Origin of the sequence: Variovorax sp., from assembly GCF_965279555.1 — a bacterium.
GTDB lineage: Bacteria > Pseudomonadota > Gammaproteobacteria > Burkholderiales > Burkholderiaceae_C > Variovorax.
Genome location: NZ_OZ257247.1, coordinates 498210 through 521482, shown reverse-complemented (window position 1 = coordinate 521482; position 23273 = coordinate 498210). Strand labels below are relative to the sequence as shown.

At 67.3% G+C, this 23273-nt stretch carries 20 protein-coding genes and 1 pseudogene; 10 read left to right on the top strand and 11 right to left on the bottom strand.

The window, feature by feature from the left end:
• Positions 1-20: 20 nt before the first annotated feature.
• From ACQY8B_RS02600 to secA, 4 genes are read right to left on the bottom strand one after another with little or no spacing between them, the layout of a single operon-like run.
• On the bottom strand, positions 21-455 hold the full coding sequence (locus ACQY8B_RS02600; protein ID WP_422085269.1) for an NUDIX domain-containing protein: 435 nt from the start codon (positions 453-455) through the stop codon (positions 21-23).
• Positions 452-1327 (bottom strand): ATP-binding protein, encoded by an 876-nt coding sequence (locus ACQY8B_RS02595; protein ID WP_422085268.1) that lies wholly within the window; start codon positions 1325-1327, stop codon positions 452-454. Before ACQY8B_RS02595 ends, ACQY8B_RS02600 begins: the two co-directional genes overlap by 4 nt.
• A 52-nt stretch (positions 1328-1379) precedes the next feature.
• Positions 1380-2609 carry a bifunctional glutamate N-acetyltransferase/amino-acid acetyltransferase ArgJ gene (gene argJ, locus ACQY8B_RS02590; protein ID WP_422085267.1) on the bottom strand — a complete coding sequence of 410 codons (1230 nt, stop codon included), beginning with the start codon at positions 2607-2609 and terminating at the stop codon, positions 1380-1382.
• 30 nt (positions 2610-2639) lie between these two features.
• Positions 2640-5426, bottom strand: coding sequence for a preprotein translocase subunit SecA (gene secA / locus ACQY8B_RS02585; protein WP_422085266.1), 2787 nt, complete (start codon positions 5424-5426; stop codon positions 2640-2642).
• A 169-nt stretch (positions 5427-5595) separates the two neighbouring features.
• On the opposite strand from secA, the gene ACQY8B_RS02580 reads away from it, so the two are divergent.
• The 4 genes and pseudogenes from ACQY8B_RS02580 (at position 5596) to ACQY8B_RS02565 (ending at position 9692) form a co-directional block, all read left to right on the top strand.
• A complete protein-coding gene (locus ACQY8B_RS02580; protein WP_081267917.1) occupies positions 5596-5904 on the top strand; it encodes a hypothetical protein in 309 nt (102 codons plus the stop codon).
• Positions 5905-5956: 52 nt separating this feature from the next.
• The gene (locus ACQY8B_RS02575) at positions 5957-6943 is read left to right on the top strand and encodes an ornithine cyclodeaminase family protein (RefSeq protein WP_422085265.1); all 987 of its coding nucleotides are present in this window, start codon (positions 5957-5959) and stop codon (positions 6941-6943) included.
• Positions 6944-7391: 448 nt separating this feature from the next.
• A pseudogene (locus tag ACQY8B_RS02570) lies at positions 7392-7475 on the top strand (ESPR-type extended signal peptide-containing protein); the annotation flags it as partial.
• A 66-nt stretch (positions 7476-7541) separates the two neighbouring features.
• The gene (locus ACQY8B_RS02565; protein WP_422089136.1) at positions 7542-9692 is read left to right on the top strand and encodes a YadA family autotransporter adhesin; all 2151 of its coding nucleotides are present in this window, start codon (positions 7542-7544) and stop codon (positions 9690-9692) included.
• A 42-nt stretch (positions 9693-9734) separates the two neighbouring features.
• On the opposite strand, the gene ACQY8B_RS02560 is transcribed toward ACQY8B_RS02565, so the two are convergent.
• Positions 9735-10883 carry a threonine synthase gene (locus tag ACQY8B_RS02560; RefSeq protein ID WP_422085264.1) on the bottom strand — a complete coding sequence of 383 codons (1149 nt, stop codon included), beginning with the start codon at positions 10881-10883 and terminating at the stop codon, positions 9735-9737.
• Between the two features lie 94 nt (positions 10884-10977).
• On the opposite strand from ACQY8B_RS02560, the gene ACQY8B_RS02555 reads away from it, so the two are divergent.
• The gene (locus tag ACQY8B_RS02555) at positions 10978-11604 is read left to right on the top strand and encodes a helix-turn-helix transcriptional regulator (RefSeq protein WP_422085263.1); all 627 of its coding nucleotides are present in this window, start codon (positions 10978-10980) and stop codon (positions 11602-11604) included.
• A gap of 89 nt (positions 11605-11693) precedes the next feature.
• Here the strand turns inward: ACQY8B_RS02555 and ACQY8B_RS02550 are convergent, their stop codons facing one another.
• Complete coding sequence (locus ACQY8B_RS02550) at positions 11694-12842, bottom strand: pyridoxal-phosphate dependent enzyme (RefSeq protein WP_422085262.1); 1149 nt, start codon at positions 12840-12842, stop codon at positions 11694-11696.
• Positions 12843-13019: 177 nt separating this feature from the next.
• On the opposite strand from ACQY8B_RS02550, the gene ACQY8B_RS02545 reads away from it, so the two are divergent.
• Entirely contained in the window at positions 13020-13940 is a 921-nt protein-coding gene (locus ACQY8B_RS02545; RefSeq protein ID WP_422085261.1) for a LysR substrate-binding domain-containing protein, read from the top strand.
• 7 nt (positions 13941-13947) lie between these two features.
• Here the strand turns inward: ACQY8B_RS02545 and ACQY8B_RS02540 are convergent, their stop codons facing one another.
• The 3 genes from ACQY8B_RS02540 to ACQY8B_RS02530 form a co-directional block, all read right to left on the bottom strand.
• Positions 13948-14607 (bottom strand): hypothetical protein, encoded by a 660-nt coding sequence (locus ACQY8B_RS02540; RefSeq protein ID WP_422085260.1) that lies wholly within the window; start codon positions 14605-14607, stop codon positions 13948-13950.
• Between the two features lie 136 nt (positions 14608-14743).
• Positions 14744-15751: a response regulator transcription factor gene (locus tag ACQY8B_RS02535; RefSeq protein WP_422089135.1), complete on the bottom strand. Its 1008-nt coding sequence runs from the start codon at positions 15749-15751 to the stop codon at positions 14744-14746.
• Positions 15752-15777: 26 nt separating this feature from the next.
• Positions 15778-19395 (bottom strand): ATP-binding protein, encoded by a 3618-nt coding sequence (locus ACQY8B_RS02530; protein ID WP_422085259.1) that lies wholly within the window; start codon positions 19393-19395, stop codon positions 15778-15780.
• A gap of 104 nt (positions 19396-19499) precedes the next feature.
• Here ACQY8B_RS02530 and ACQY8B_RS02525 point away from each other — a divergent pair, with 104 nt between their 5' ends.
• The 4 genes from ACQY8B_RS02525 to ureC all read left to right on the top strand — a co-directional run bounded on the left by ACQY8B_RS02525 (position 19500) and on the right by ureC (position 22573).
• Positions 19500-19802 carry an urease subunit gamma gene (locus tag ACQY8B_RS02525; RefSeq protein WP_422085258.1) on the top strand — a complete coding sequence of 101 codons (303 nt, stop codon included), beginning with the start codon at positions 19500-19502 and terminating at the stop codon, positions 19800-19802.
• Positions 19803-19930: 128 nt separating this feature from the next.
• Positions 19931-20536, top strand: coding sequence for a HupE/UreJ family protein (locus ACQY8B_RS02520; RefSeq protein ID WP_422085257.1), 606 nt, complete (start codon positions 19931-19933; stop codon positions 20534-20536).
• A gap of 13 nt (positions 20537-20549) precedes the next feature.
• Positions 20550-20855, top strand: a complete 306-nt coding sequence (locus ACQY8B_RS02515; protein WP_081267911.1) for an urease subunit beta — start codon at positions 20550-20552, stop codon at positions 20853-20855.
• Positions 20855-22573, top strand: a complete 1719-nt coding sequence (gene ureC / locus ACQY8B_RS02510) for an urease subunit alpha (RefSeq protein WP_422085256.1) — start codon at positions 20855-20857, stop codon at positions 22571-22573. The genes ACQY8B_RS02515 and ureC overlap by 1 nt, the downstream gene beginning before the upstream one ends.
• Before the next feature lie 3 nt (positions 22574-22576).
• On the opposite strand, the gene ACQY8B_RS02505 is transcribed toward ureC, so the two are convergent.
• Together ACQY8B_RS02505 and ACQY8B_RS02500 are read right to left on the bottom strand one after the other, a co-directional pair.
• Positions 22577-22981: a type II toxin-antitoxin system death-on-curing family toxin gene (locus ACQY8B_RS02505; protein WP_422085255.1), complete on the bottom strand. Its 405-nt coding sequence runs from the start codon at positions 22979-22981 to the stop codon at positions 22577-22579.
• Entirely contained in the window at positions 22978-23205 is a 228-nt protein-coding gene (locus ACQY8B_RS02500) for an AbrB/MazE/SpoVT family DNA-binding domain-containing protein (protein ID WP_422085254.1), read from the bottom strand. The genes ACQY8B_RS02505 and ACQY8B_RS02500 overlap by 4 nt, the downstream gene beginning before the upstream one ends.
• Positions 23206-23273: the final 68 nt, after the last annotated feature.

Genomic DNA, 23273 nt, shown 5'->3' with positions numbered 1-23273 from the left:
CCAGTACGCCCGGCACGGGTCTAGGCCGCTGCTTGCTGCGCGAACGGCAGCCCACGCTCCTCGGACAGCCACTGCAGCACGGGCAACGCGCCCGGCAATACCGGTGTCACGTCCAGCGGCAACTGCTGCCAGGCCATCTGCTGGCCCTCGCGCATCTCGAATTCGCCGGTCCAGGCCGTCACCTTGCACCAGTGCAGGCGCACCAGCGCATGCGGGTAGTCATGCTCGGTGATCTTCCAGACCTCGGCACCGTCGATGGTGATGCCGAGTTCTTCCTGCAGCTCGCGCCGCAGCGCCTGTTCGACCGTTTCGCCAGCCTCGATCTTGCCGCCGGGAAACTCCCAGTAGCCCGCGTAGGCCTTGCCTTCGGGCCGGGTCGAGAGCAGCAGTGCGTCGTCCGACAGGCGGATCAGCACGCCGACGGCGACTTCCGTGTGCTTGCGCGGCTCGTTCACGCGTTGCTCCGACCCGCGTAGTCCCGCGCGAACTGGTAGGCCACGCGGCCGCTGCGCGAACCGCGCTCCAGCGCCCAGACCAGCGCCTCCGCCCGCGCCGCGGCAATGGCCGCCTCGTCCACGCCGAACGACGAGAGCCACTGCCCCACGATCGTCAGGTACTCGTTCTGGCTGAACGGATAGAAGCTCACCCAGAGGCCGAAGCGCTCCGACAGCGAAATCTTTTCCTCGATCACCTCGCCCGGATGGACCTCGCCGTCTTCCGTGTGGGTGTACGAGAGGTTGTCCTTCATGTACTCGGGCAGCAGGTGGCGCCGGTTGCTGGTCGCGTAGATCAGCACATTGGGCGTCGATGCCGCGATCGAGCCGTCGAGGATCGACTTCAGCGCCTTGTAGCCCGGCTCGCCCTCGTCGAAGCTCAGGTCGTCGCTGAACACGATGAACTTCTCGGGCCGCTGCGAGACAACCTCGACGATGTCGGGCAGGTCGGTCAGCTCGGCCTTGTCGACCTCGATCAGGCGCAACCCCTGCGGCGCATAGGTCTGCAGGCAGGCGCGGATGAGCGACGACTTGCCGGTGCCGCGCGCGCCCGTCAGCAGCACGTTGTTGGCGGGCTTGCCTTCGACGAACTGCTGCGTGTTGCGCGCGATCTTTTCCTTCTGGACGTCGATTTCCTTGAGCGAATCGAGCGACATCGCGGCCACGTGCTTCACCGGCTCGAGCACGCCGTGGCCCGAGCTGCGGCGGCGGTAGCGCCAGGCGATGGATGCGTTCCAGTCGGCCGGCGCGGCCAGCGGCTGCGGCAGGATCGATTCGATGCGATTGATGAGCTGCTCGGCGCGCTCGATCAGCCTCTGGAACTGCTCGTTCATCTGCGCCCCTCCGGGGGGCAGCTACGACACGAAGTGCGGAGCGTGGGGGCCGTCATGATCTGTAGTCGGCGTTGATGGTCACGTATTCGTGGCTGAAGTCGCAGGTCCACACGGTTTCGCTGGCGTCGCCGCGGCCCAGGCCGATGCGCACCGTGATCTCGCTCTGCTTCATCACGCGCTGGCCGTCTTCTTCCCGATACGACGGATTGCGGCCGCCCTTGACCGCCACGTGCACGTCGTCGAGGAACAGGTCGATGCCGGTCTGGTCGAGGTCGTCGATGCCCGCATAGCCGACTGCAGCCAGGATGCGGCCCAGGTTCGGGTCGCTGGCGTAGAAGGCCGTCTTGACCAGCGGCGAATGCGCCACGGCGTAGGCCACCTGCTTGCACTCCGCAGCGTTGCGGCCGCCATCGACCTGGATGGTGATGAACTTGGTCGCGCCTTCGCCGTCGCGCACGATGGCCTGCGCCAGTTGGCGCGCCACGTCCTGCATGGCGGCCACCAGCGCCTTGCCGTCGGCCGAGTCGAGCGAAGTGATGGTGGCGTTGGCCGCTTTCTGCGTAGCGATGACCACGAACGAGTCGTTGGTGGAGGTGTCGCCGTCGATGGTCACGCGGTTGAACGAGGCATCGGCCAGCAGCTTGGCCAGCGGCTGGATCAGCGAGGGATCGATCTTCGCGTCCGTCGCCACGAAGCCGAGCATGGTCGCCATGTTCGGGCGGATCATGCCGGCGCCCTTGCTGATGCCGGTGATGGTGACCGTCGCGCCGCCGACCTGGGCCCGCTGGCTGAAGGCCTTCGGGATGGTGTCGGTGGTCATGATGCCCTCGGCCGCGCGCGCCCAGTGGTCCGCGGAAGCATCGGCCAGCGCAGCCGGCAGGCCGGCTTCGATGCGATCGACCGGCAGCGGCTCCATGATCACGCCGGTCGAGAACGGCAGGATCTGCTCGGGCGAGATTTCCAGCTTGCGCGCGAGCGCGATGCAGGTGGAGCGCGTGCGCATCAGCCCGTCTTCGCCCGTGCCGGCGTTCGCGTTGCCGGTGTTGATCACCATCGCACGGATGCCGTGGTTCGCGGCCAGGTGCTCGCGGCAGACCTGCACCGGCGCGGCGCAGAAACGGTTCTGGGTGAACACGCCGCCGACGGCGGAGCCTTCGTCGATCAGCACGACGGTCAGGTCCTTGCGATTGGCCTTGCGCACGCCCGCTTCGGCCACGCCGATTCGGACACCAGGCACCGCGAACAGGGCGGCGGGATCGGGAGCAGACAGGTTCACAGGCATGGGATGTCTTTTCTTAGGTTCCGGGTCTGGTCAGCTGAGCTTGCCGTGGCATTGCTTGTACTTCTTGCCGCTGCCGCAGGGGCACGGATCGTTGCGGCCGACGCGGGCAAAGGCCAGGGCTTCGGCGCTCAGGGCGCCCGCACCCGCGGCCGCCGTGCGGCGCTGGCTTTCCTCGTCGACGCGCACCTCGACCTCGCCGGTTTCCGTCGGCGCGGTGTAGGTGATGTTGGTGACGTTCTCGCCGCGGCTTTCGAGCGCCTCGGCGGCTTCCTCGAGCTGTTCGCCCGACTGCACGCGCACCGTCATCAGCTGGCGCGTGACTTCGTTCTTGACCGAGTCGAGCAACTGGCCGAAGAGCTCGAAGGCTTCGCGCTTGTATTCCTGCTTGGGCTGCTTCTGCGCATAGCCGCGCAGGTGGATACCCTGGCGCAGGTAGTCGAGCGAGGCCAGGTGTTCGCGCCAGTGCGTGTCGATGCTCTGCAGCAGCACCATGCGTTCGAACTGGGTGAAGTTCTCCTGGCCGATCAGCGCCACCTTCGCTTCGAAGGTCTCGTTGGCATGCTTGAGCACCTTATCGACGATGTCCTCGTCGGCGATGGCTTCCGAGGCCTCGACCTCCTTCTTGAGCGGCATGTCGATGCCCCACTCGGTGAAGAGCGTCTTCTCGAGGCCTTCCAGGTCCCACTGCTCCTCGACCGATTCGCTCGGCACGTACTGGCGCACGAGGTCGGTGAAGCAGCCTTCGCGCAGGCCGGCGATCTGCGCCGTGAGGTCGCCCGCGTCGAGGATGTCGTTGCGCTGCTGGTAGATCACCTTGCGCTGGTCGTTCGACACGTCGTCGTACTCGAGCAGCTGCTTGCGGATGTCGAAGTTGCGTGCCTCGACCTTGCGCTGCGCGCTTTCGATGCTGCGCGTGACGATGCCCGCCTCGATGGCTTCGCCGTCGGGCATCTTCAGGCGGTCCATGATCGCCTTCACGCGGTCGCCCGCGAAGATGCGCATCAGCGGATCGTCCAGGCTCAGGTAGAAGCGCGACGAACCCGGGTCGCCCTGGCGGCCCGAACGGCCACGCAGCTGGTTGTCGATGCGGCGCGATTCATGGCGTTCGGTCGCGATGATGCGCAGGCCGCCGAGCGACTTCACGAACTCGTGGTCCTTGGCCCATTCGGCGCGCACGTGCTCGATGTCGGCCTTCTTCGTGGCTTCGTCGCGGCCTTCGTCGTTCTCGATGGCCTCGATCATCTTCTCGATGTTGCCGCCCAGCACGATGTCGGTGCCGCGGCCGGCCATGTTGGTCGCGATGGTGATCATCTTCGTGCGGCCGGCCTGCGCCACGATGTCGGCTTCGCGTGCGTGCTGCTTGGCGTTCAGCACCTGGTGCGGCAGGCCCGCCTGCGTCAGCAGGCCGTCGATGATTTCGGAGTTCTCGATGGACGAAGTACCCACCAGCACCGGCTGGCCGCGCTCGTAGCACTCGCGGATGTCCTGGATGGCCGCTTCGTACTTCTCGCGCGTGGTCTTGTAGACGCGGTCGAGCTGGTCGTCGCGCTTGCTGATGCGGTTCGGCGGAATGATCATGGTCTCCAGACCATAGATTTCCTGGAACTCGTAGGCTTCGGTGTCGGCCGTGCCGGTCATGCCGGCGAGCTTGCCGTACAGGCGGAAGTAGTTCTGGAAGGTGATCGAGGCCAGCGTCTGGTTCTCGGCCTGGATCTCAACGCCTTCCTTGGCTTCAACGGCCTGGTGCAGGCCGTCGCTCCAGCGGCGGCCGGTCATGAGGCGGCCGGTGAATTCGTCGACGATGACCACTTCGCCCTGCTGCACCACGTAATGCTGGTCGCGGTGGTACAGGTGCCGGGCGCGCAGCGCCGCGTTCAGGTGGTGCATCAGCGTGATGTTGGCCGGGTCGTAGAGCGACGCGCCCTCGGGCAGCAGCTTGAACTCGCCAAGGATGCGCTCGGCGTTCTCGTGGCCGTCTTCGGTCAGGAACACCTGGTGGGTCTTCTCGTCGACCGTGAAGTCGCCGGGCACCGTGACGCCTTCGCCGGTGCGCGGATCGGCCTCGCCTTCCTGCTTTGTCAGCAGGGGTACCACCTTGTTGATGGCCAGGTAGAGGTCGGTGTGGTCTTCGGCCTGGCCGCTGATGATCAGCGGCGTGCGGGCCTCGTCGATCAGGATCGAGTCCACTTCGTCGACGATGGCGTAGTTCAGGCCGCGCTGAACCCGGTCGCCGGGCTCGTAGACCATGTTGTCGCGCAGGTAGTCGAAGCCGTACTCGTTGTTGGTGCCGTACGTGATGTCGCTGCCGTAGGCCTGCTGCTTCTCCTCGCGCGGCATCTGAGGCAGGTTGATGCCGACGGTGAGGCCGAGGAAGTTGTAGAGGCGGCCCATCCAGGTCGCGTCGCGGTTGGCCAGGTAGTCGTTCACCGTGACCACGTGCACGCCCTTGCCGGACAGCGCGTTCAGGTACACCGGCAGCGTGGCGGTCAGCGTCTTGCCTTCGCCGGTGCGCATTTCGGAAATCTTGCCGTTGTGCAGCGCCATGCCGCCCAGCAGCTGCACGTCGAAGTGGCGCATCTTCATGACGCGCTTGGAGCCCTCGCGCACCGTGGCGAAAGCCTCCGGCAGCAGGGCGTCGAGGGTCTCGCCCTTGGCGATGCGGTCCTTGAACTCCTGCGTCTTGGCGCGCAGTGCGTCGTCGCTGAGCTTTTCGAACTCGGGTTCGAGCGCATTGATGCGTTCCACCGTCTTGCGATACTGCTTGAGCAGCCGATCGTTGCGACTGCCGAAAATCTGGGTCAGGAAGTTGGTTGCCATGGGTGGAGATGGGCGGGCGCCTGACGCGACAGGCACTTCGACCGGATTCCCTAAGATATGGTGAAAGCAGTTGGGCGCGCTTTCAATGAAAGCAAGCGGCCCTTTTTCCGGCGCGAACGTCGGCAAACCGGGCATTTTAGCTGTCTTGTTTCTAACCCCTGGATTACCCATGTATCGCCGCACTCCCCCCGCCATTTCGCTGCAGCAAGCTGCGGAAGGCTCGCCCACGCTGGGAAGCCTGATGGCGCGCGCCCGCGACACGGCGGAGCGGCTGAAAGCCGTGGAAGGCCTGATTCCACCCGCCATGCGCGGGGCCATACAGGCCGGGCCGGCCGAAGGCGACGTGTGGTGCCTGCTGGTGCAAGGCAGCGCCGCCGCCGCCAAGCTGCGCCAACTGGCGCCGATGCTGGTGACGCGGCTGAAGAACCGGGGCTGGGACGTGGCGAGCATCCGCATCAAGGTGCACACGGGGCGCTGAGTTCGGCGGGCAGGGTCTATATTTTTTGTCTGGAAATAGATAATATTTCCAGATGACGCCATCTATCGCTCCCGCCGACGCCCGGCTCCTCCTGCTCGACAAGAACCAGATCGACGCCCTTCTCCTGCCCGACGACGCGCTCCTGGCCGTCCGCGAGGCCTTCGTCCTGCACAGCGAGCGCGAAGGCCGGGTGTTCCCGGTCGTGCGCGAACCGCTGAAGACTGGCGGCGTGTTCGGCATCAAATCGGGCGACGTGCAGGCCCAGGGCCTGCTCGGCTTCAAGGCGGCCGGCTTCTGGCCCGCCAACCGGCAGCGCGGCGGCGAGCCGCACCAGGCAACGATCCTGCTGATCGACCCCGCCACCGGCCGCCCCCTGTGCGTGATCGACGGCAACGCGGTCACGACCGTGCGCACCGGCGCGGCGGGCGGGCTCGGCCTGCAGCAACTCGCGCGGCACGACAGCACGCGGCTGTGCCTGTTCGGCACAGGCGTGCAGGCGCGCATCCAGCTCGACGTCGCGCTGCGCCTGCTGCCCTCGCTGAGCGACGTTCTCTATATGAGCTCCGACGGCCAGCGCAATCCGGCATTCGAAGCTGCATTCGCGGGGCGCTGCAACATCGCTCCTGCCGGCGACCGCAATAAGGCCGTCGCTCGCAGCGACGTGGTGATCACCGCCACCCCGGGCGGCGGCGCACTCTTCGACCTGGAGGCCGTGCAGCCCGGCACGCACCTGAACTGCGTCGGTGCCGACACCCGCGGCAAACGCGAACTGCCCGAAGGCCTGCTGGCGCGCGCACGGCTGTTCGTCGACGACCGCACCCAGGCACGGCAGATCGGCGAGACCCAATGGGCGGCCGATACACCCAGCGATGAACTCGGCGACCTGCTGAGCGGCAAGACGCCCTTCCAGCGCGCCCCCGGAGAGATCACGGTCTTCGACATGACCGGTCTCGCGCTGCAAGACCTGACCGTCGCGCGCCTGCTGCATGCGCGGGCGGACGAAACAGGATCGGGCACGCGCATCGCGTGGCCCTGGTAGCGAGGTTCAACAGACTTCGGATAAACGCACGCCGGCATCGTGATCTTTTCTACGAAAAGAAGAAAACATATCCAGCGAAGTCCGCCTGAAATCAATTGCCGCAACTTGCAATTGACAGGCAATTAATTAGGCAGAGCGAGCTTACTCGCCACCAACGCATTATTTGATAGCGCGACTTTCTGCTTTATTCGAAGCAAAATTTCGCAACTCTTCAAATAGCACGAACCGCCCACGGCGGTCATCCACGGGCAATAAATTTCATTGCCCACCCCACTCCCGACTCGATACATTCCGCGGCCTTGGAGGTCGAGCGGGGGTGCGGCACGCCTGCTTCAATGGCATTAAATGCTTTGAAAAAGGCGCGGGATGATTTCAATCACTCGAAAAAGCACTCACACGAAGCCAGCCTCGATCGCCTGTTTTTAGACTTTTTCTTTTGCAAGTTTTTATGAACAATATTTATCGCAATGTCTGGAATGAATCATTGGGTGCATGGGCGGCGGCAGCCGAAACCGTCAAGTCTGATGGCCATGGAGGCAATTGCAAGAGCTTCGGCGGGAAGGCTCGTTTCAGGCTCTCCGCGTTGGCGGCAGCAATCTTGGTTGCCGGCTTGCAGATGACGGCGCCGGATGCCGGCGCATCCACCTATTCCAACTTCGCTCCGAGCAACGGCTGTGTTTCCACCACCAGGGCGACCATCGGACAGGTGACGGTCACCGGCACGAATGCGCAACCGATCGACGGGACCGGCACCTGGTCCAACATCCTTGGCTGCGACACGAGCGGCAACGGCCTGGACGCCGTCTCGGTGTTCGGAACCTACTCTCAAGGCGTCGGAGATGGGGCGGCCGTCTTCGGCTTTCACGGCAATGCCGGCCAGTGGGCCAGTGCATTCGGCCTCTCCGCCAATGCGGCCGGCACCGCAAGTACAGCGCTCGGTTTCGGAGCGCGCGCTCAAAGCCTCAATTCGATCGCCATCGGCGGCGCGGGCGGCGACGGAACCACGGTGCTGTCGCCCGCGAATTCCACGACGGCTTCGGGCGCCGGTGCCGTTGCCATCGGCAGCAATGCAATCAAGGGCGCGCAAGCGACCGCCTCCGACAGCATCGCCATTGGCGGGCAGTCTTCGGTAACGGCCAACGCGGCTTCGGGCGTGGCCATAGGACAGGCCGCGACGGTGTCCGCAAGCCAGGCGCTTGCAATTGGCGCCGAGGCCAACGCCGCCGGCGAAAGCGCCGTGGCCCTGGGCAACAAGGCTGCCGCTGCGTACGACGGCAGCGTTGCCCTCGGGGCGGGCAGCAAGACGGCGGATTCGCTCGCTGCGCTGCAAGGCGCAGTTGCCTACACAGCGTTCCCGGGCGCGGCCATCTCCGGCGCGACGCCGGCCGGGGAAGTGTCGGTGGGCTCGAGCGGCAATGAACGCAGGCTCACCAACGTTGCCGCGGGCGCCGCCCCGACGGATGCCGTCAACGTCAGCCAGCTGTCGACCGCGACGGCTTCGCTGTCCGGCAGCCTGAGCACGACGAACAGCAACCTGGCCAGCCTGTCGACCACGGTCGCGGACGGCCTGAGCACCGCCGCCAGCGGCATCAACAAGCTGTCCGCCGGCCTGAACACGGTATCCGGGACGGTCGACAGCCTGTCGAGCGGCCTGAGCACCACCATCAGCAACCTGGGCAACCTGAGTTCGAAGGTCACGTCGATCTACGAGACCGGCACCAAATACTTCCACACCAACTCGACGGCCGGCGACTCGGCTGCCACCGGCCAGAAGGCGGTGGCCATCGGCGCGCAATCGGCGGCCAGCGGCACCAACTCCTTCGCGGCCGGCAGCAACGCGAAAGCGACGGCCGACGGCGCGGTGGCATTGGGCGCCAGCGCCCAGGCCACCGGCGCGAACGCCATCGCCATCGGAACCGGTGCGCTCGCAACGGGCTCGCAGGCCATCGGCGTCGACGCCCGCGCGGGTGGCGGTGGCGCGGCCCTGGGCGACGGCGCGGATGCCGGCGGCACACCGCTGAGCCGCGCGCAGAACGTCTTGAAGGGCACGGCCATCGGCTTCGGCGCGGTCGTGCAGCAAAGCGGCGGGGTCGCGCTGGGTGCGAGCTCGGTGGCCTCCACCGCGGCGGGCGTGGCCGGCTACGTGCCCGGCAATGCACCGGCGCAGCACCAGGCGGCCGTCAAGGCGACCACCGGCACGCAGGCCGCCGTGTCCGTGGGCGATGCGGCCAACCGCCAGTACCGCCAGATCACCGGCGTGGCCGCCGGTTCGGTCGACAGCGACGCGACCAACGTGGCACAGCTCAAGGCCTCGGCGGCAGCCGTCAGGGCAAGCAGCGTGCAATACGCAACCAACCCCGACGGCTCGGTCAACTACAGCCAAGTCACGCTGGGCGCGGGCCAGGCGCCGGGCGGCACGCGCATCGGCAACGTGGCGCCGGGCGTCCTGCCAAGCGACGCAGTCAACATGAACCAGTTGAACCAGGTGAAGAGCCAGGTCGGCGACGTGGCCCGCATCGCCTACTCGGGCACGGCCATGGCCTTCGCAATGTCGGGCACCTACCTGCCGACGCTGTCCGCCGGGGAGAAGACCGTGGGCGTGGGCCTCGGCAGCTACAAAGGCTACAGCGCCGTGGCACTGACCTTCAAGGCGCTGTCCGAGGACGGCAGGACGTCATGGGGCGCGGGCCTTTCGACCACGGGCAAGGAATGGGGCCTCAACGCCGGCGTCGGCTGGAAGTGGAAGTAAGCCAGCCTCTGCATCGACCGGCTGTCGATCCACGGCGGTTCGCTACGCGGCGGTATCGCCGAACAACCCCGTCATGAACTGGGTGGACTTCAGGCCCGTGCCGGTCAGCAGCGCAACCGTCGTCTCGCTGGCGCAGATGTCGCCGCGCTGCGCGAGCACGTCGATGGCCGCCGCGGCCGAGGCGGATGTCGGCTCCGCATAAAGCCCGCTCGCGGCCAGCCGGCGCACCGCCGCCGCAATTTGCGCCTCGGTCAGCGCCACCGTCTTGCCGTTGGTCTCGCGCAGCGCCTGCAGGATTTCCTGCAGGCGCACGGGCCGCTTGATTGCCGTGCCTTCGGCAATGGTCGGCTGCACGACGCGCTCCACCAGCGTGTCCACGCCCGCCGAGAAGCTCGCATCGATCGGCGAGCAGTTCAGCGGCTGCGCGACGAAGATGCGCGGCAGCTTGCTGATCTGCCCAGCCGCCAGCAGCTCCTTGAAGCCGATCCAGCACCCCAGCACATTGCTGCCCGCGCCGGTAGGAATCACCACGTTGTCGGGCGCCACGAAGCCCAGGTCTTCCCACAGTTCGTAGGCCAGCGTCTTCGTGCCCTGCAGGAAGAAGGGGTGCCAATTGTGGCTCGCATAGAAGATCGATTCCGACTGGCGCATCGCCTCGTATTCCGACTCCTCGCGCGGCCCCGGCACCAGTTGCACCTCCGCCCCGAAAGCGCGGATCTGCGCCACCTTGGGCGCCGGCGTGTAGCTGGGCGCCAGCACCTTCACTCGCATGCCCGCCGCCGCGCCTGCCGCGGCAATGGCTGCGCCGCCGTTGCCCGAGCTGTCTTCCAGCACCGCATCGACGCCGATCTGGCGCAGGAACGACATCATCACGGCCGCGCCGCGGTCCTTGAAGCTGCAGGTCGGGTTGAACCATTCGAGCTTGAAGTACGGCTCGAGCCCGCCCCAGCGCTTTTGCACCAGCGGCGTACAGCCCTCGCCCATGCTCGCCGGGTTCTCGATGGCCACTGGCAGCGACGCGCGGTAGCGCCAAAGCGAACGCGCTCGCGAATCGATGTCGTCGCGCGAGATGCCGGGAAGTGGCGTGACGAGCATCGGGTTGCCGTCGTCGGAGCGCCAGCGGCGCTCCGATATTTCGTGGTGCCTGCCGGTGCGCGGATCGACGTAGCGTGCGCGTTCTTTCGAGGTCATTCGCGACTCCATGCATAAAACTGGATAATACATCCAGTTCTATACTTTTTATATAAATTGGATTATTAGTCCAGCGCTGGATACATTCCAAGCAATGAAAAAGAAGTCGAACAAGCAGGTGCTCGAGATGCTGCGCAACATGGCCGAAGGCCTGGGCGAAACCTTCGCGCCCTTCTGCGAAGTGGTGGTGCACGACCTGAGCAACCCGAAGAACGCGATCTACGCCATCGAGAACAGCCTGAGTGGCCGCGAGGTGGGCCAGTCGGTCACCGAACTGGGCCTGGCGCGCATCGGCGACCCTGAATTTCCGGCGGTGATCGCGAACTACGCCAACACTTTTCCTGACGGGCGCAAGGTCAAGAGCACGTCGATCGGCATCAAGGACGAGAGCGGCGAGTACGTTGCGGCGCTGTGCCTGAACGTCGACCTCACGCTGTTCCAGAGCTTCCAGGGCGCGATCTCGCAGTTCACCCGCATCGACGACAAGCAAGTGCACGAGCACATCGAGGCCGGCGGCAACCACACGGACCGCATCCATGCACGCATCGACGAATTCGCGGCCGCGCGCGCGACCACCTCGCGCTCGCTGAAGCCGGCGGACCGCAAGCAGCTGGTACGGGATCTGAAGAAGGCGGGCCTGCTGGAAGTCCGGCGCGGCGCAGAGATTGCCGCGGCGCACATGGGCGTGTCGCGCGCCACCGTCTACAGCGACGCCAGATAGCCGGACCGGCTATCGGAGCTGCAGTCCGCCAGGCGGCTCGCCGTTGGAACGGATGGCTTGAAATCAGGCCGCGGGTTCAGGCCGCGGGTTCAGGCTGCGGAATCAGGCCAGCTCGGGTCGCTCGACGCGCTGGCGGTCAGCATCAGCACGACGCGTGCATCGGCCGCGATGGCATTGCTCTCGCGCAGCTGCTTCAGCGCGGCAAGGCTGCCGGCGGAACACAGCTCGGCGCTCACTCCAGCCGCGGTGAGCAGCCGGCGCGCTTCACGGGCTTCTTCGTCGGCCACCACCACGGCACCGCCACCGGTGGCGGTCGCGGCCTGCCATTGCAGATAGGTCACGGTGGCGCCGGCGGTCGAGAACTGCGCGGTGTGGCCGGGGTAGCTGCCGTTTATCGCGCCGCCCGCCAGCACACGCGAAAGCCGCGCGAAGGGCTCCACGAGCCACAACTTCGGCAGGCGTGCAATGCGCCCCGCCGCCAGCAGGTCGCGAAAGCCCGCGTAGATGCCCCACGCCAGGTCGCCCCGGGCGGTCGGAATCACGATGTGATCGGGCAGGCCGCCCTCGCTCACGCATTCGAGGGCGATGGGCTTGTAGCCCTCGATCGCCAGCGGTGCGCTGCCCAGCGCGGGCAACCGGTAGTTGGTCAGCGCGAAGTAGCCGGAGTGCTGCGAACGCTCGCGCACGAAGGCCCAGCGGCCTGCGTTGTCGGCGAACACATAGCGCCGCGCGCCCAGCGCATCGAGTTGCCGCGAGTAGGTCGCGGGCATGCCCTCGTAGGTTGCCACCTCGCAGCCCAGGCCCGCGGCCCAGGCATAGTGCGCCGCCGACACGGCCGCGTTGCCAGACGAGGCCAGCACCAGCGTGTGGGCCTCGAAATCGAACGCCTGCGTCACGCCCACAGCGGTCATGCGGTCCTTGTGCGAGCCGGTCGGATTGCACGACTCGTCCTTGAAGGCCAGGCCGGCGACGCCGAACTGCTTTGCCAGTTCAGGCATCTGCTGCAGCGGCGTGTTGCCCTCACCCAGCGTGAAGCCCTGCCCATAGGGCATGGGCATGGCATCGGCCGGGCCGTCGGGCAGGTAGCTGGCGCGCAGCGCGACGTGAACGCCCTCGCGCTTGCAGGCCGGGCAGCCGTCATGCGCGAGCGTGATCGGGTAGAGCGCGTCGCATCGCAGGCACTGCAGGCCACGCAGGCGTGGGTTGCGCAGGGGCTTGGGCGTTCGGTCCCGAACCATGCCCGGCGAAGCGCCAGAAAGAGGGGCCGAAGGATCCGCTGGCGGTGCCGCGAACTTGAAGTCCAGAACTGGCGATGTCGTCACGAGCGTCTTGTGTTGTAGGTCGTGCCCAAATCTTATGCAATCAGAAATAAAATTATGCAGCCTCAGATACTCAACCGATAACAAAACTTATCGATGCGCTTTGCTGAAATCGAGACCTTCCGGGCCCTGATGCGCGGCGGTTCCACGCGCAAGGCGGCCGCCTTGCTGCATCTGACGCAGCCTGCCATCAGCCAGTCCCTCAAGCGTCTCGAAGCACAGGCGGGCATGCTGCTTTTCGAGCGGACAGGCGGCCGGCTGGTGCCCACACCCGAGGCGCGCGCCCTGTGGATCGAAGTCGAACGGGTGTTCATCGGCATGGACGCCATCGAGCACCGGGTGCGCAGCCTGCGCGATTTCGGCGTGAGCCAGCTCGAGCTGAGCTGCTTCCCGGCCTATGGCCTGGGCTTCATGCCGCGCGCGCTGGCACGGCTGAAGGCGCACCGCGGCGCCAGCCCCTGGCCGCAGGTGTCGCTGCAGGTGCTGAGCTCCAAGGACGTGCGCGACCGCGTGGCCATGGGCATCTCCGACTTCGGGCTGATGGCCGACGAGCTTTCTCTCGAGGGCATCGACCATTCGACCTTCGCGCGCTTTCCCGGCGTGGTGGTGATGCCGCCGGACCATGCGCTCGCGCGCTTCAAGACCATCAAGCCGGAGCAGCTGGCCGAAGCGCCCTTCATCGCGCTGAACCCGGAAGACCCTTCGCACCAGCGGCTCGAAGCCGCATTGGCTCCGCACGGCGTGGCGCTGCGCGTGCTGGTGCAGACGCCCTACGCGGCAAGCGTGTGCGAGATAGCGCTGCGCGGCCTGGGGGTGGGCCTGGTCAACCCGATCACCGCGCTCGACTATGCGGAGCGCGGCCTGGTGGTGCGCAAGTTCTCGGTCGACGTGTACTTCACCTGCCTGCTGGCCATGCCCGCGGGCAAGGTGCTGTCGGCCACAGCGCGCGACTTCATCTCGCTGATGCGCCAGCAACTGGCCGAAGACGAAAAGCGGATCCTGCGCTACCTGCGCTGAGGGCGCTTCACTTCCAGGTGAACTCGTGGTTGAGCCCGACCACGAAGCCGCGCACGCCCTGCGAGCCGGTGCGCGAGGTGCTCACATCCACGCTGATGAGCGGCGTGAGGCTGAAGCGCCCGCCGATGCGCGAGGTCCATTCGCCCGCCGCGCGGTTGCGCTCCGCGATGAGAGACACGGTGTCGTTCAGGGCCCATTCGACGGCGGCACCGCCGCGCGGCGTGCGAACGCCGGTGCCCGGCGCCCAGTCGGCACCCAGGTTCACATGCACCTGCAGGCTGCTGGCGGGCCGCCAGGTCATCGGCACGATGAACTGCCCGCCCATGCGGCCGCCGCGCTTGAGGTCGGAAACAGTGCTCGCCGACAAGGCTGCGCTGAACGGCGCGTCGGGAGCCTGTCCGAGAAAGTTCCATTTGAGCTGCGGGCCGACGGTGAGCGAATGAACGCCCGCCACCGAGCTGCGGTCGAAGTTCAAGCCCAGCTCAACGGGCCCGACGCGGCAGGCAGGCCCGAAGTGAAAGCCCGTGACCGGCTCCGCGCCGGCGCGGCCCCACCAGGTTTCGTATTGGCATTGGCCTGGGTCGAGCGTGCCTGCGTCGTCGACATCGAAATGCCCGGACGCCTGCGCGCCCAGGCTCGCGAATGCAAAGCAGGAAGCGGCAAGCATCCGGCCTCGGGGCAGCGGTGGGGTTGTGGTTCGTTGCCTGTTGTTCTTCATGGAGAGCATGCCTGGGGCTCTCGAACCATTCTAGGGACGCCGAAAGTCGACGCCATGACGCGGCGCCGCTGCACCCCCGGAGCGCTCAGATCTCGAACTGCGGCTGCAGCTCCCGGATGCGCTTGATGGCCACGCCGGCCGCGGCCGTGCGCGTCTCGACACCGAGCTTCACGTACACCCGCTCCAGGTGCTTCTTGGCCGTGGCCGGGCTGCTGCCAAGAATTTCGCCGATGTCCTTGTTGGTCTTGCCCTTGACCACCCAGTAGAGCACCTCGGCCTCGCGCGCGGTGAGCTTCAGGCTCAGGCTCATGGCCTCGATCACGCCGGTGCCGGACACCTCCCGCATGATGATCATCCACTCGTCGCCGTCGTCGTCGCTGCCGGTCTGCTGGTGCAGCCGCAGCGTGAGGCTGCCGGCGCCCTGCGCGATCGACAGGGGCGGCGGCTCGATGCCGCGCTGCCGCGCATCGGGCGCATGCTTGCTCAGCCACTCGAGCACGGCGGGCGGCGTTTCGGGCGCGCGGGTCTCGCAGTAGCGTTGCAGCAGGTCGCGCGCCAGCGCGGTCTGCCAGATCAGCCGCCCCTCGGGCAGGCGCACGGTGATGCTCGCGTACCCGAAGGCGTCGAGCGCGTTGCGCGCCTGGCCGGCCTGCTGCGCGTCCTGCCGGGCGCGGCGCGCGCCCTGCAGATGCACGTTCATGCGCGCCAGCACTTCCTTCGGCTTGATGGGCTTGGTGACGTAGTCGACACCGCCCGCCTCCAGCGCGGCCACCAGGTGCTCGGTCTCGGTCAGGCCGGTCATGAACACGATGGGAATGTGCGCCGTGGCGGCATCGGCCTTGAGCCGGCGCGCCACCTCGAAGCCGTCGATGCCCGGCATCATCGCGTCGAGCAGCACGATGTCGGGCCGGGCCTGCGCGGCGCGCTGCAGGGCCTGCTCGCCGTTGGTGGCGATCAGCACCGTGTAGCCCGATTCGTCGAGCGCGTCGTGCAGCACCGCGAGGTTGTCGGGCACGTCGTCCACGATCAGCACGAGGTCGCTGTTGGCGCCCTGCTGCTCGCGCAGCGTCCGGGCAAGCGGCGATGTTTCCATGGTCGGGCTCGAAGGGTTGGTCAGGGTCATGGCGCGCTCACCGCCGCCTCGGCCAGCGCGCGGCTCATGGCCTCGAACTGGAATTGCCGCGCGAGCACGCGCTGGGCTTCGGTCCACGCCATGCATTCTGGCTGCGCGGCGTCGATGTCGTCGAGCTGGTTCATGATGCCGCGGAAGTAGCCGAGGCTCACTGCCTCCTCCAGCGCCCGAAGGCGGGCCAGCGACGGCGCCCGCAGCGCGCGCGGCGGCACCGCGGCAGCCGGCTTGGCGGCGGCGGTGTCGGTCCATTGCAGCCCGAGCCTGCGCTCCAGCCAGTCGAGCAGTTCGGTATGCCGCACCGGCTTGACGAAGAAATCCTCGGGCGCGATGCCCACGTCGTTGTCGAGCCCCTTGTCGAAAGCGTTGGCGGAAACGATGGCCACCGAAGCCTCGGTCAGCCCCAGCTTGCGCGCGCGGCGGATGGTCTCCCAGCCGTCGATGCCGGGCATCGCGAGGTCGACGAACATCGCGTCGGGCCTGTAGCCGGCGGCGATCAGGTCCAGCGCATCGTGCCCGCTGGCCGCGCTGCGCAGCTCGAAGCCCAGCGGCGCGAGCACATGGCCCAGCAGGTCGCGGTCGGCCTCCTCGTTGTCGACCACCAGCAGGCGGCGGCGCGGGCCTTCGTAGCCGCGCCGCGCGCGCTGCACCGGCACCGGGCGGCCGGTTACGGCCGCCGTGTCGTGCACGCGCGGCAGGAACAGGCGCACGCAGAACAGCGAGCCCTCGCCCGGCGTGCTTTGCACCTTCATCTCGCCGCCCATCAGGTCGGTCAGCATCTTCGCGATGGTGAGCCCCAGCCCGGCGCCAGGTGCGGCCGACATGCCCGCGGCATTGCCGCGCGCAAAGGGCTCGAAGATGCGCTCGATGTCTTCGGGCGGCATGCCGGGGCCGGTGTCCTCGATCTCGACCGAGGCAAATTCGCGCGCATAGGCCAGCCGCAGCGTGACCTGCCCCGCCGCCGTGAACTTGATCGCGTTGCCCAGCAGGTTGATGAGGATCTGCAGCACGCGTTTTTCGTCGGCGCGCACCACCTCCGGCAAGGGGCCGGCGGCCTCGAAGCGGAACTGAAGCCCCTTCTCCGCCGCCTGCAGCTCGAACATGTCGGCCAGCTCGCGCAGCGTGTCGGCAAAGCGCATCGGCCGCGCATGCAGCGTGAGCTTGCCGGCCTCGATGTGCGCGATGGCCAGGGTGCCTTCGATCAGCGACAGCAGATGCTCGCCGCCGCGCTTGATGACCGCCACCGCCTGCTGCCGGTGCGGCGGCACCGACTGGTCTTCGCCCATCAGCTGCGCATAGCCCAGGATGCTGTTGAGCGGCGTGCGCAGCTCGTGGCTGATGGCGCTGATGTAGCGGCTCTTGGCCTGGTTGGCCTGGTCGGCGGCCTGCTTGGCGAGTTCGGCCGCGAGCTTGGCGTGCTCCGCCACTTCGCGCGCCTCGTCGGCCGCCTGCTTGGCCGCCTGCAGCGCGCGGTCGGTTTCGCGGTGCAGCTCGATCTCGCGCACCAGCAGGTGCGTCTGGCGGTTCGACTCTTCCTGCGCCACCTTGCGGCTCTGGTGCGCGAGCACCAGCCACCACGCAACGATGCCCGCTATGACCAGCAGCGCCATGTAGGCCTTCAGGAAGCCCGAGCGCAGCGACAGCTTCTGCACGCCCGCCAGCGCCGCGGCCACGTCGGCCTGCGAGGCCAGCTCCAGCGCGCCTTCGCCGAAAGCCCGCAGCTCCTGCTGGTAGAGCACGCCGAACACCACCGCCAGCAGCGGCACGATGATGAGCATCAGCAGCAGGAAGTGGCCAAGCCCCGTGTCCAGGTAGCGCCAGCCGCGCCGCGGCAGCAGCCAGCGCAGCACCGCCGACCACTGCGCCGACAGGCTCGCATGCGGCTTGCACAGGTCGCCGCAGCGGGCGTCGAGCGTGCAGCACAGCGAGCAGATCGCGCCCTGGTAGGCCGGGCAGTGCGCCATGTCGGGCCCTTCGTACTCGCGCTCGCAGATCACGCAGTGCTGCACCGTCAGGCGGCGATAGCTGTCGTCGTGCGCCACCTTCGCCCAGCGCACCGCGCGCGAGCCCGGCGCGGGCGCGAAGGCCACGGCGCCGTTCGCCCATGAGCCGCGCGCCAGGTAGTACTTGCCGCCCGTCGCCCACGCCAGCAGCGGCGAGGCCACCAGCGCCGTGCCGAGCGCGATCAGCGCAGAGAAAGCCTGCGCCAGCGGCCCGAACACGCCCAGGTGCGCGGTGATCGACAGCACCGAAGCCAGCGCCATCGCGCCCACGCCCACCGGGTTGATGTCCCACAGGTGCGCCCGCTTGAACTCGATGCCGGGCGGCGACAGCCCCAGCGGCTTGTTGATGACGAGGTCGGCCACCACCGCCATCATCCAGGCGATGGCGATGTTGGCGAACAGGCCGAGCACGTCGCCCAGCGCCTCGAACACGTTCATCTCCATCAGCATGAAAGCGATCAGCGCGTTGAACACCACCCACACCACGCGCCCCGGGTGGCTGTGCGCCACGCGCGAGAAGAAGTTGCTCCAGGCCAGCGAGCCCGCGTAGGCGTTGGTCACGTTGATCTTGAGCTGCGAGATCACCACGAACAGGGCCGTGGCCGCCACCGCCCAGCCGTAGTTCGGAAACACGTACTCGTAGGCCGCCAGGTACATCTGGTTCGGGTCGACCGCGCGCTCGGGCGGCACCATGTGCGTGAGCGCCAGGTAGGCCAGCAGCGCCCCGCCCAGCATCTTGAGCACGCCCAGCACCACCCAGCCCGGGCCGCCGGCCAGCACCCCGGCCCACCAGCGGCGCGCCGTGGCCGCGGTGCGCGCGGGCATGAAGCGCAGGTAGTCGGCCTGCTCGCCCATCTGCGTGATCAGCGCGATGCCGACCGTGAGCGCGGCGCCAAAAAGGTGCAGATTGAAGCCCTGCGTGCCGGACCTGACCCCGTTGTAGTGCACGATGCCCGCGAAAGCACCAGGATCGCGCATCAGCACGTAGCCGAAAGGCACGACCAGCATCAGCAGCCACAGCGGTTGCGTCCACAGCTGCAGCCGGCTGATGGCAGACACCCCGTGCGTGACCAGCGGAATCACCACCAGCGCGCAAACCAGGTAGCCCCAGACCGGCGGAATGCCCAGTGCCAGCTCCAGCGCATAGGCCATCACCGCCGCCTCGAGCGCGAAGAAGATGAAGGTGAAGCTCGCGTAGATCAGCGAAGTGAGCGTGGAGCCGATGTAGCCGAAGCCGGCGCCGCGCGTGAGCAGGTCCATGTCGACGCCGTAGCGCGCCGCGTACACGCTGATCGGCAGGCCGGCCAGGAAGATGATGAGCCCCGTCGCCAGGATCGCCCAGAAGGCGTTGGCAAAGCCGTACTGCACCAGCAGCGTGGCGCCCACCGCCTCCAGGATCAGGAACGACGCCGCCCCGAAGGCCGTGTTGGCCACCCGCCATTCGGACCACTTGCGAAAGCGCTGCGGGGTGTAGCGCAGGGCGTAGTCTTCCAGCGTTTCGCTGGCGACCCAGCTGTTGTAGTCGCGCCGCACCTTGACGATGCGCTGGGGGGCGTCGTCCGGGGTGGCAGGAGCGGCTTCGGTGTTCACACCGTTTCGGTGCATCTTCCGTGCCATCCGTACGACTTTTGGCGAACAGGGCACGACTGTTGCAAAGAAGCCAGCTTGCCCATAATGGCCGCCTCTCCCCGCCACCCGATGCCAATCCCATGGAACTGACCCCGCGCGAAAAAGACAAGCTGCTGATCTTCACCGCGGCGCTGCTCGCCGAACGCCGCAAGGCGCGCGGCCTGAAGCTGAACTACCCCGAAGCCATCGCCCTGATCTCCGCCGCCGTGATGGAAGGCGCGCGCGACGGCAAGAGCGTCGCCGAACTCATGAGCGACGGGCGCAGCGTGCTCACCCGTGCCGACGTGATGGACGGCATCGCCGAGATGATCCCGGACATCCAGATCGAAGCCACCTTCCCGGACGGCACCAAGCTGGTCACCGTGCACCAGCCGATCCTATGACCGCCCCCAGGCTGCGCGCACTTCGTGTCGCTTCGCCCACCCCCTCGCCGGGGGCAACACCTACGGCCGGGCAAAGCCCGTTCCGTGGTGTTCCCTGGAAGTGCTTTCATCCCATTGGAGACCTGCTGATGCGCATTCATCGATCCATCCTCACCGCCTTGCTCGCCGCAGTCGCGGCCTTGCCGCTTGCCGCCAGTGCCCACACGGGCGTCGACGGCGGCATGCACCACGGCTTCACCACCGGCTTTCTTCACCCGCTGACCGGCGCCGACCACCTGGCGGCGATGGTCGCGGTCGGCTTCTGGAGCGCCCTGGCCGCTCGCCGCGCCTGGCCCGATCTGCTGTGGGCGCCGCTGGCCTTCGCCGGCATGCTGCTGGTGGGCGCGCTGATGGGCCTGGCCGGCGTGCAGCTGCCGGCGGTCGAACCGATGATCGCCGCGTCGCTGCTGGTGCTGGGCCTGCTGGTGGCCGCGCGCGTGCGCCTGCCGGCGGTGGTGGCCATGGGCGTGGTCGGCGTGTTTGCCGTATTCCACGGCGTGGCCCACGGCTACGAACTGGCGAGCGAAGAAGGCGCGGCCCTCACGCTGGCCGGCATGGTCAGCGCGACGGTGCTGCTGCACGTGGCGGGCATCGCGGCGGGCTGGGCGCTGCGCCATGCCAACGCATGGCTGCCGCGCGTGGCCGGCGCCGCGGTGCTCGGCCTGGGTGCCGCGCTGCTGGCGCAAGCCATCTGAGGCAAGGCTGGCCATGACCCCCGGCGAACTCCTCACCGACGACGGCGAGCACACGCTCAACCCCGGCCGCCGCACCCTCACGCTGGTGGTGCAGAACACAGCGGACCGGCCGATCCAGGTCGGCTCGCACTACCACTTCGCCGAGACCAACGGCGCGCTCGGCTTCGACCGCGAGGCCGCGCGCGGCATGCGGCTGAACATTGCCTCGGGCGCCGCGGTGCGCTTCGAGCCGGGCCAGCAGCGCACGGTCGAGCTGGTCGATTTTTCGGGCGATCGCATCGTCTACGGCTTTCGCGGCCTGGTTCAAGGGAAACTCTGATGGCGACCATTGGAAGGCGTGCGTACGCCGAAATCTTCGGCCCCACCGTGGGCGACCGCGTTCGTCTTGCAGACACCGACCTGCTGATCGAGGTCGAGGCCGACTACACCCTGCGCGCCGGCGGCTACGGCGAAGAGGTGAAGTTCGGCGGCGGCAAGACGATCCGCGACGGCATGGCGCAATCGCAGCGCACCCGCGCGCAGGGCGCCGTCGACACGGTGCTCACCAACGCGCTCATCCTCGACCACTGGGGCATCGTCAAGGCCGACATCGGCCTGAAAGACGGCCGCATCGCCGCCATCGGCAAGGCCGGCAACCCCGACGTGCAGCCGGGCGTGGACATCGTCATCGGCCCGGGCACCGAGATCATCAGTTGCGAAGGCAACATCGTCACCGCAGGCGGCATCGACAGCCACATCCACTTCATCTGCCCGCAGCAGATCGAGGAGGCGCTGTCTTCCGGCGTGACCACCATGCTCGGCGGCGGCACCGGCCCCGCCACCGGCACCTTCGCCACCACCTCCACGCCCGGCCCCTGGCACATCGAACGCATGCTGCAGGCGGCCGACGCCTTCCCGATGAACCTGGGCTTCCTGGGCAAGGGCAACGCCAGCCTGCCGGGCGCGCTGCACGAGCAGATCGAGGCCGGCGTCATCGGCCTGAAGCTGCATGAAGACTGGGGCACCACGCCCGCGGCCATCAGCAACTGCCTGGACGTGGCCGACGCCACCGACACGCAGGTGGCCATTCACAGCGACACGCTCAATGAATCGGGCTTCGTCGAGAACACCATCGCCGCCGTGGGCGGCCGCGCCATCTGCGCCTTCCACACCGAAGGCGCGGGCGGCGGCCATGCGCCCGACATCCTGCGCGTGGTGGGCGAAGCCAACTTCCTGCCCTCTTCCACCAACCCCACGATGCCCTACACCGTGAACACGCTCGACGAACACGTCGACATGCTCATGGTGTGCCACCACCTCGACGCCGGCATCGCCGAAGACCTGGCCTTTGCCGAATCGCGCATCCGCAAGGAGACCATCGCCGCCGAAGACGTGCTGCACGACCTGGGCGCGATCAGCATGTTCAGCTCCGACAGCCAGGCCATGGGCCGCGTCGGCGAAGTCATCATCCGCACCTGGCAGACCGCGCACAAGATGAAGCTGCAGCGCGGCACCCTGCCGGAAGACAGCGAGCGCAACGACAACTTCCGCGCGAAGCGCTACGTCGCCAAGTACACGATCAACCCCGCCATCGCGCACGGCATCGCGCACGAGGTGGGTTCGCTCGAAGTCGGCAAGTGGGCCGACATCGTGATCTGGAAGCCTGCCTTCTTCGGCGTGAAGCCCTTCACCATCCTGAAGGGCGGAACCATCGCGATGGCGGCCATGGGCGACCCGAATGCGTCGATCCCAACGCCGCAGCCGGTGCACTTCCGCCCGATGTTCGGCGCCTACGGCGGCTCGCTCGCCAGGAGCTCGCTCACTTTCGTCTCGCAGGCCGGGCTCGCATCGGGCATCAAGGAGCGCTACGGCCTGGCCAAGCACCTGAGCGCGGTGAAGAACATCCGCAACGTGCGCAAGAAGGACCTGATCCACAACGGCTACACGCCGAAGATGGAGATCGACGCGCAGACCTACGCGGTGCGCGCCGACGGGCACCTGCTGACCTGCGAGCCGGCAAAGCTGCTGCCTATGGCGCAGCGGTATTTTTTGTTCTGAATGTCAGGCGCTGCGCGGTGCGAGGTGCTCGCGAATCCACTGGGCGAAAGAGGCTTCGTCGATCTCGCCCGCCGCGAGGCCGAGTGTCTTGAGCACGCAGTCTTCGTCGGACGCGAGGAGCTCGAAGCCATTGAGATCGAGAAAGGTCTCCATCTCGACGAACGCGGTTCTCTTGTTGCCGTCCACGAACGGGTGGTTGCGGGCGATGCCGAATGCGTAGCTCGCGGCCAACGTGGCTGCGTCGGGAGATTCGTACGTTGCGCGGTTCTGCGGCCGACCCATGGCGGACGCGAGCATTCCCTCGTCACGCACACCGGCCGGGCCACCGTGCTCGACAAGCTGCTCTTCATGAACGAGTTGAATCACGGCCAGGTTCAGCCAGACCCAGTGCTGGTTGGCTGCGCTCATTTGGCAAGCTCGCGCAGGACGTTGCGCCGCTTCTTCATGACGCGGCGTGCCGCTTCCATCTGCCGCTCGAACTCGTCGTCGTACGGCGAGATCGTGACCCCGCCGTTGGCGGCCTGCGTGAGGTAGACGGTGTCGCCCTTGCCCACATTCATGCTCGCCAATACTTCCTTGGGCAAGATGATGCCGACGGAGTTACCGATCTGGGTCAGTTTGAGGGCGGACATGAGACGCTCCGTTGAACAGAAGTTATAACGGCCGTTATATTAGTCCGCCTCATTTGGAGCCGCAAGCC

Bases quoted from the DNA above. Each gene is read 5' to 3' on its own strand.
- ACQY8B_RS02520 (WP_422085257.1), top strand. From the start codon at position 19,931: ATGCGCATTCATCGATCCATCCTCACCGCCTTGCTCGCCGCAGTCGCG.
- ACQY8B_RS02545 (WP_422085261.1), top strand. From the start codon at position 13,020: ATGCGCTTTGCTGAAATCGAGACCTTCCGGGCCCTGATGCGCGGCGGT.
- ACQY8B_RS02595 (WP_422085268.1), bottom strand. From the start codon at position 1,327: ATGAACGAGCAGTTCCAGAGGCTGATCGAGCGCGCCGAGCAGCTCATC.
- ureC (WP_422085256.1), top strand. From the start codon at position 20,855: ATGGCGACCATTGGAAGGCGTGCGTACGCCGAAATCTTCGGCCCCACC.
- ACQY8B_RS02525 (WP_422085258.1), top strand. From the start codon at position 19,500: ATGGAACTGACCCCGCGCGAAAAAGACAAGCTGCTGATCTTCACCGCG.
- ACQY8B_RS02580 (WP_081267917.1), top strand. From the start codon at position 5,596: ATGTATCGCCGCACTCCCCCCGCCATTTCGCTGCAGCAAGCTGCGGAA.
- ACQY8B_RS02535 (WP_422089135.1), bottom strand. From the start codon at position 15,751: ATGGAAACATCGCCGCTTGCCCGGACGCTGCGCGAGCAGCAGGGCGCC.
- ACQY8B_RS02530 (WP_422085259.1), bottom strand. From the start codon at position 19,395: ATGCACCGAAACGGTGTGAACACCGAAGCCGCTCCTGCCACCCCGGAC.
- ACQY8B_RS02555 (WP_422085263.1), top strand. From the start codon at position 10,978: ATGAAAAAGAAGTCGAACAAGCAGGTGCTCGAGATGCTGCGCAACATG.
- secA (WP_422085266.1), bottom strand. From the start codon at position 5,426: ATGGCAACCAACTTCCTGACCCAGATTTTCGGCAGTCGCAACGATCGG.
- ACQY8B_RS02575 (WP_422085265.1), top strand. From the start codon at position 5,957: ATGACGCCATCTATCGCTCCCGCCGACGCCCGGCTCCTCCTGCTCGAC.
- ACQY8B_RS02515 (WP_081267911.1), top strand. From the start codon at position 20,550: ATGACCCCCGGCGAACTCCTCACCGACGACGGCGAGCACACGCTCAAC.
- ACQY8B_RS02500 (WP_422085254.1), bottom strand. From the start codon at position 23,205: ATGTCCGCCCTCAAACTGACCCAGATCGGTAACTCCGTCGGCATCATC.
- argJ (WP_422085267.1), bottom strand. From the start codon at position 2,609: ATGCCTGTGAACCTGTCTGCTCCCGATCCCGCCGCCCTGTTCGCGGTG.
- ACQY8B_RS02540 (WP_422085260.1), bottom strand. From the start codon at position 14,607: ATGCTTGCCGCTTCCTGCTTTGCATTCGCGAGCCTGGGCGCGCAGGCG.
- ACQY8B_RS02550 (WP_422085262.1), bottom strand. From the start codon at position 12,842: ATGGTTCGGGACCGAACGCCCAAGCCCCTGCGCAACCCACGCCTGCGT.
- ACQY8B_RS02505 (WP_422085255.1), bottom strand. From the start codon at position 22,981: ATGAGCGCAGCCAACCAGCACTGGGTCTGGCTGAACCTGGCCGTGATT.
- ACQY8B_RS02560 (WP_422085264.1), bottom strand. From the start codon at position 10,883: ATGACCTCGAAAGAACGCGCACGCTACGTCGATCCGCGCACCGGCAGG.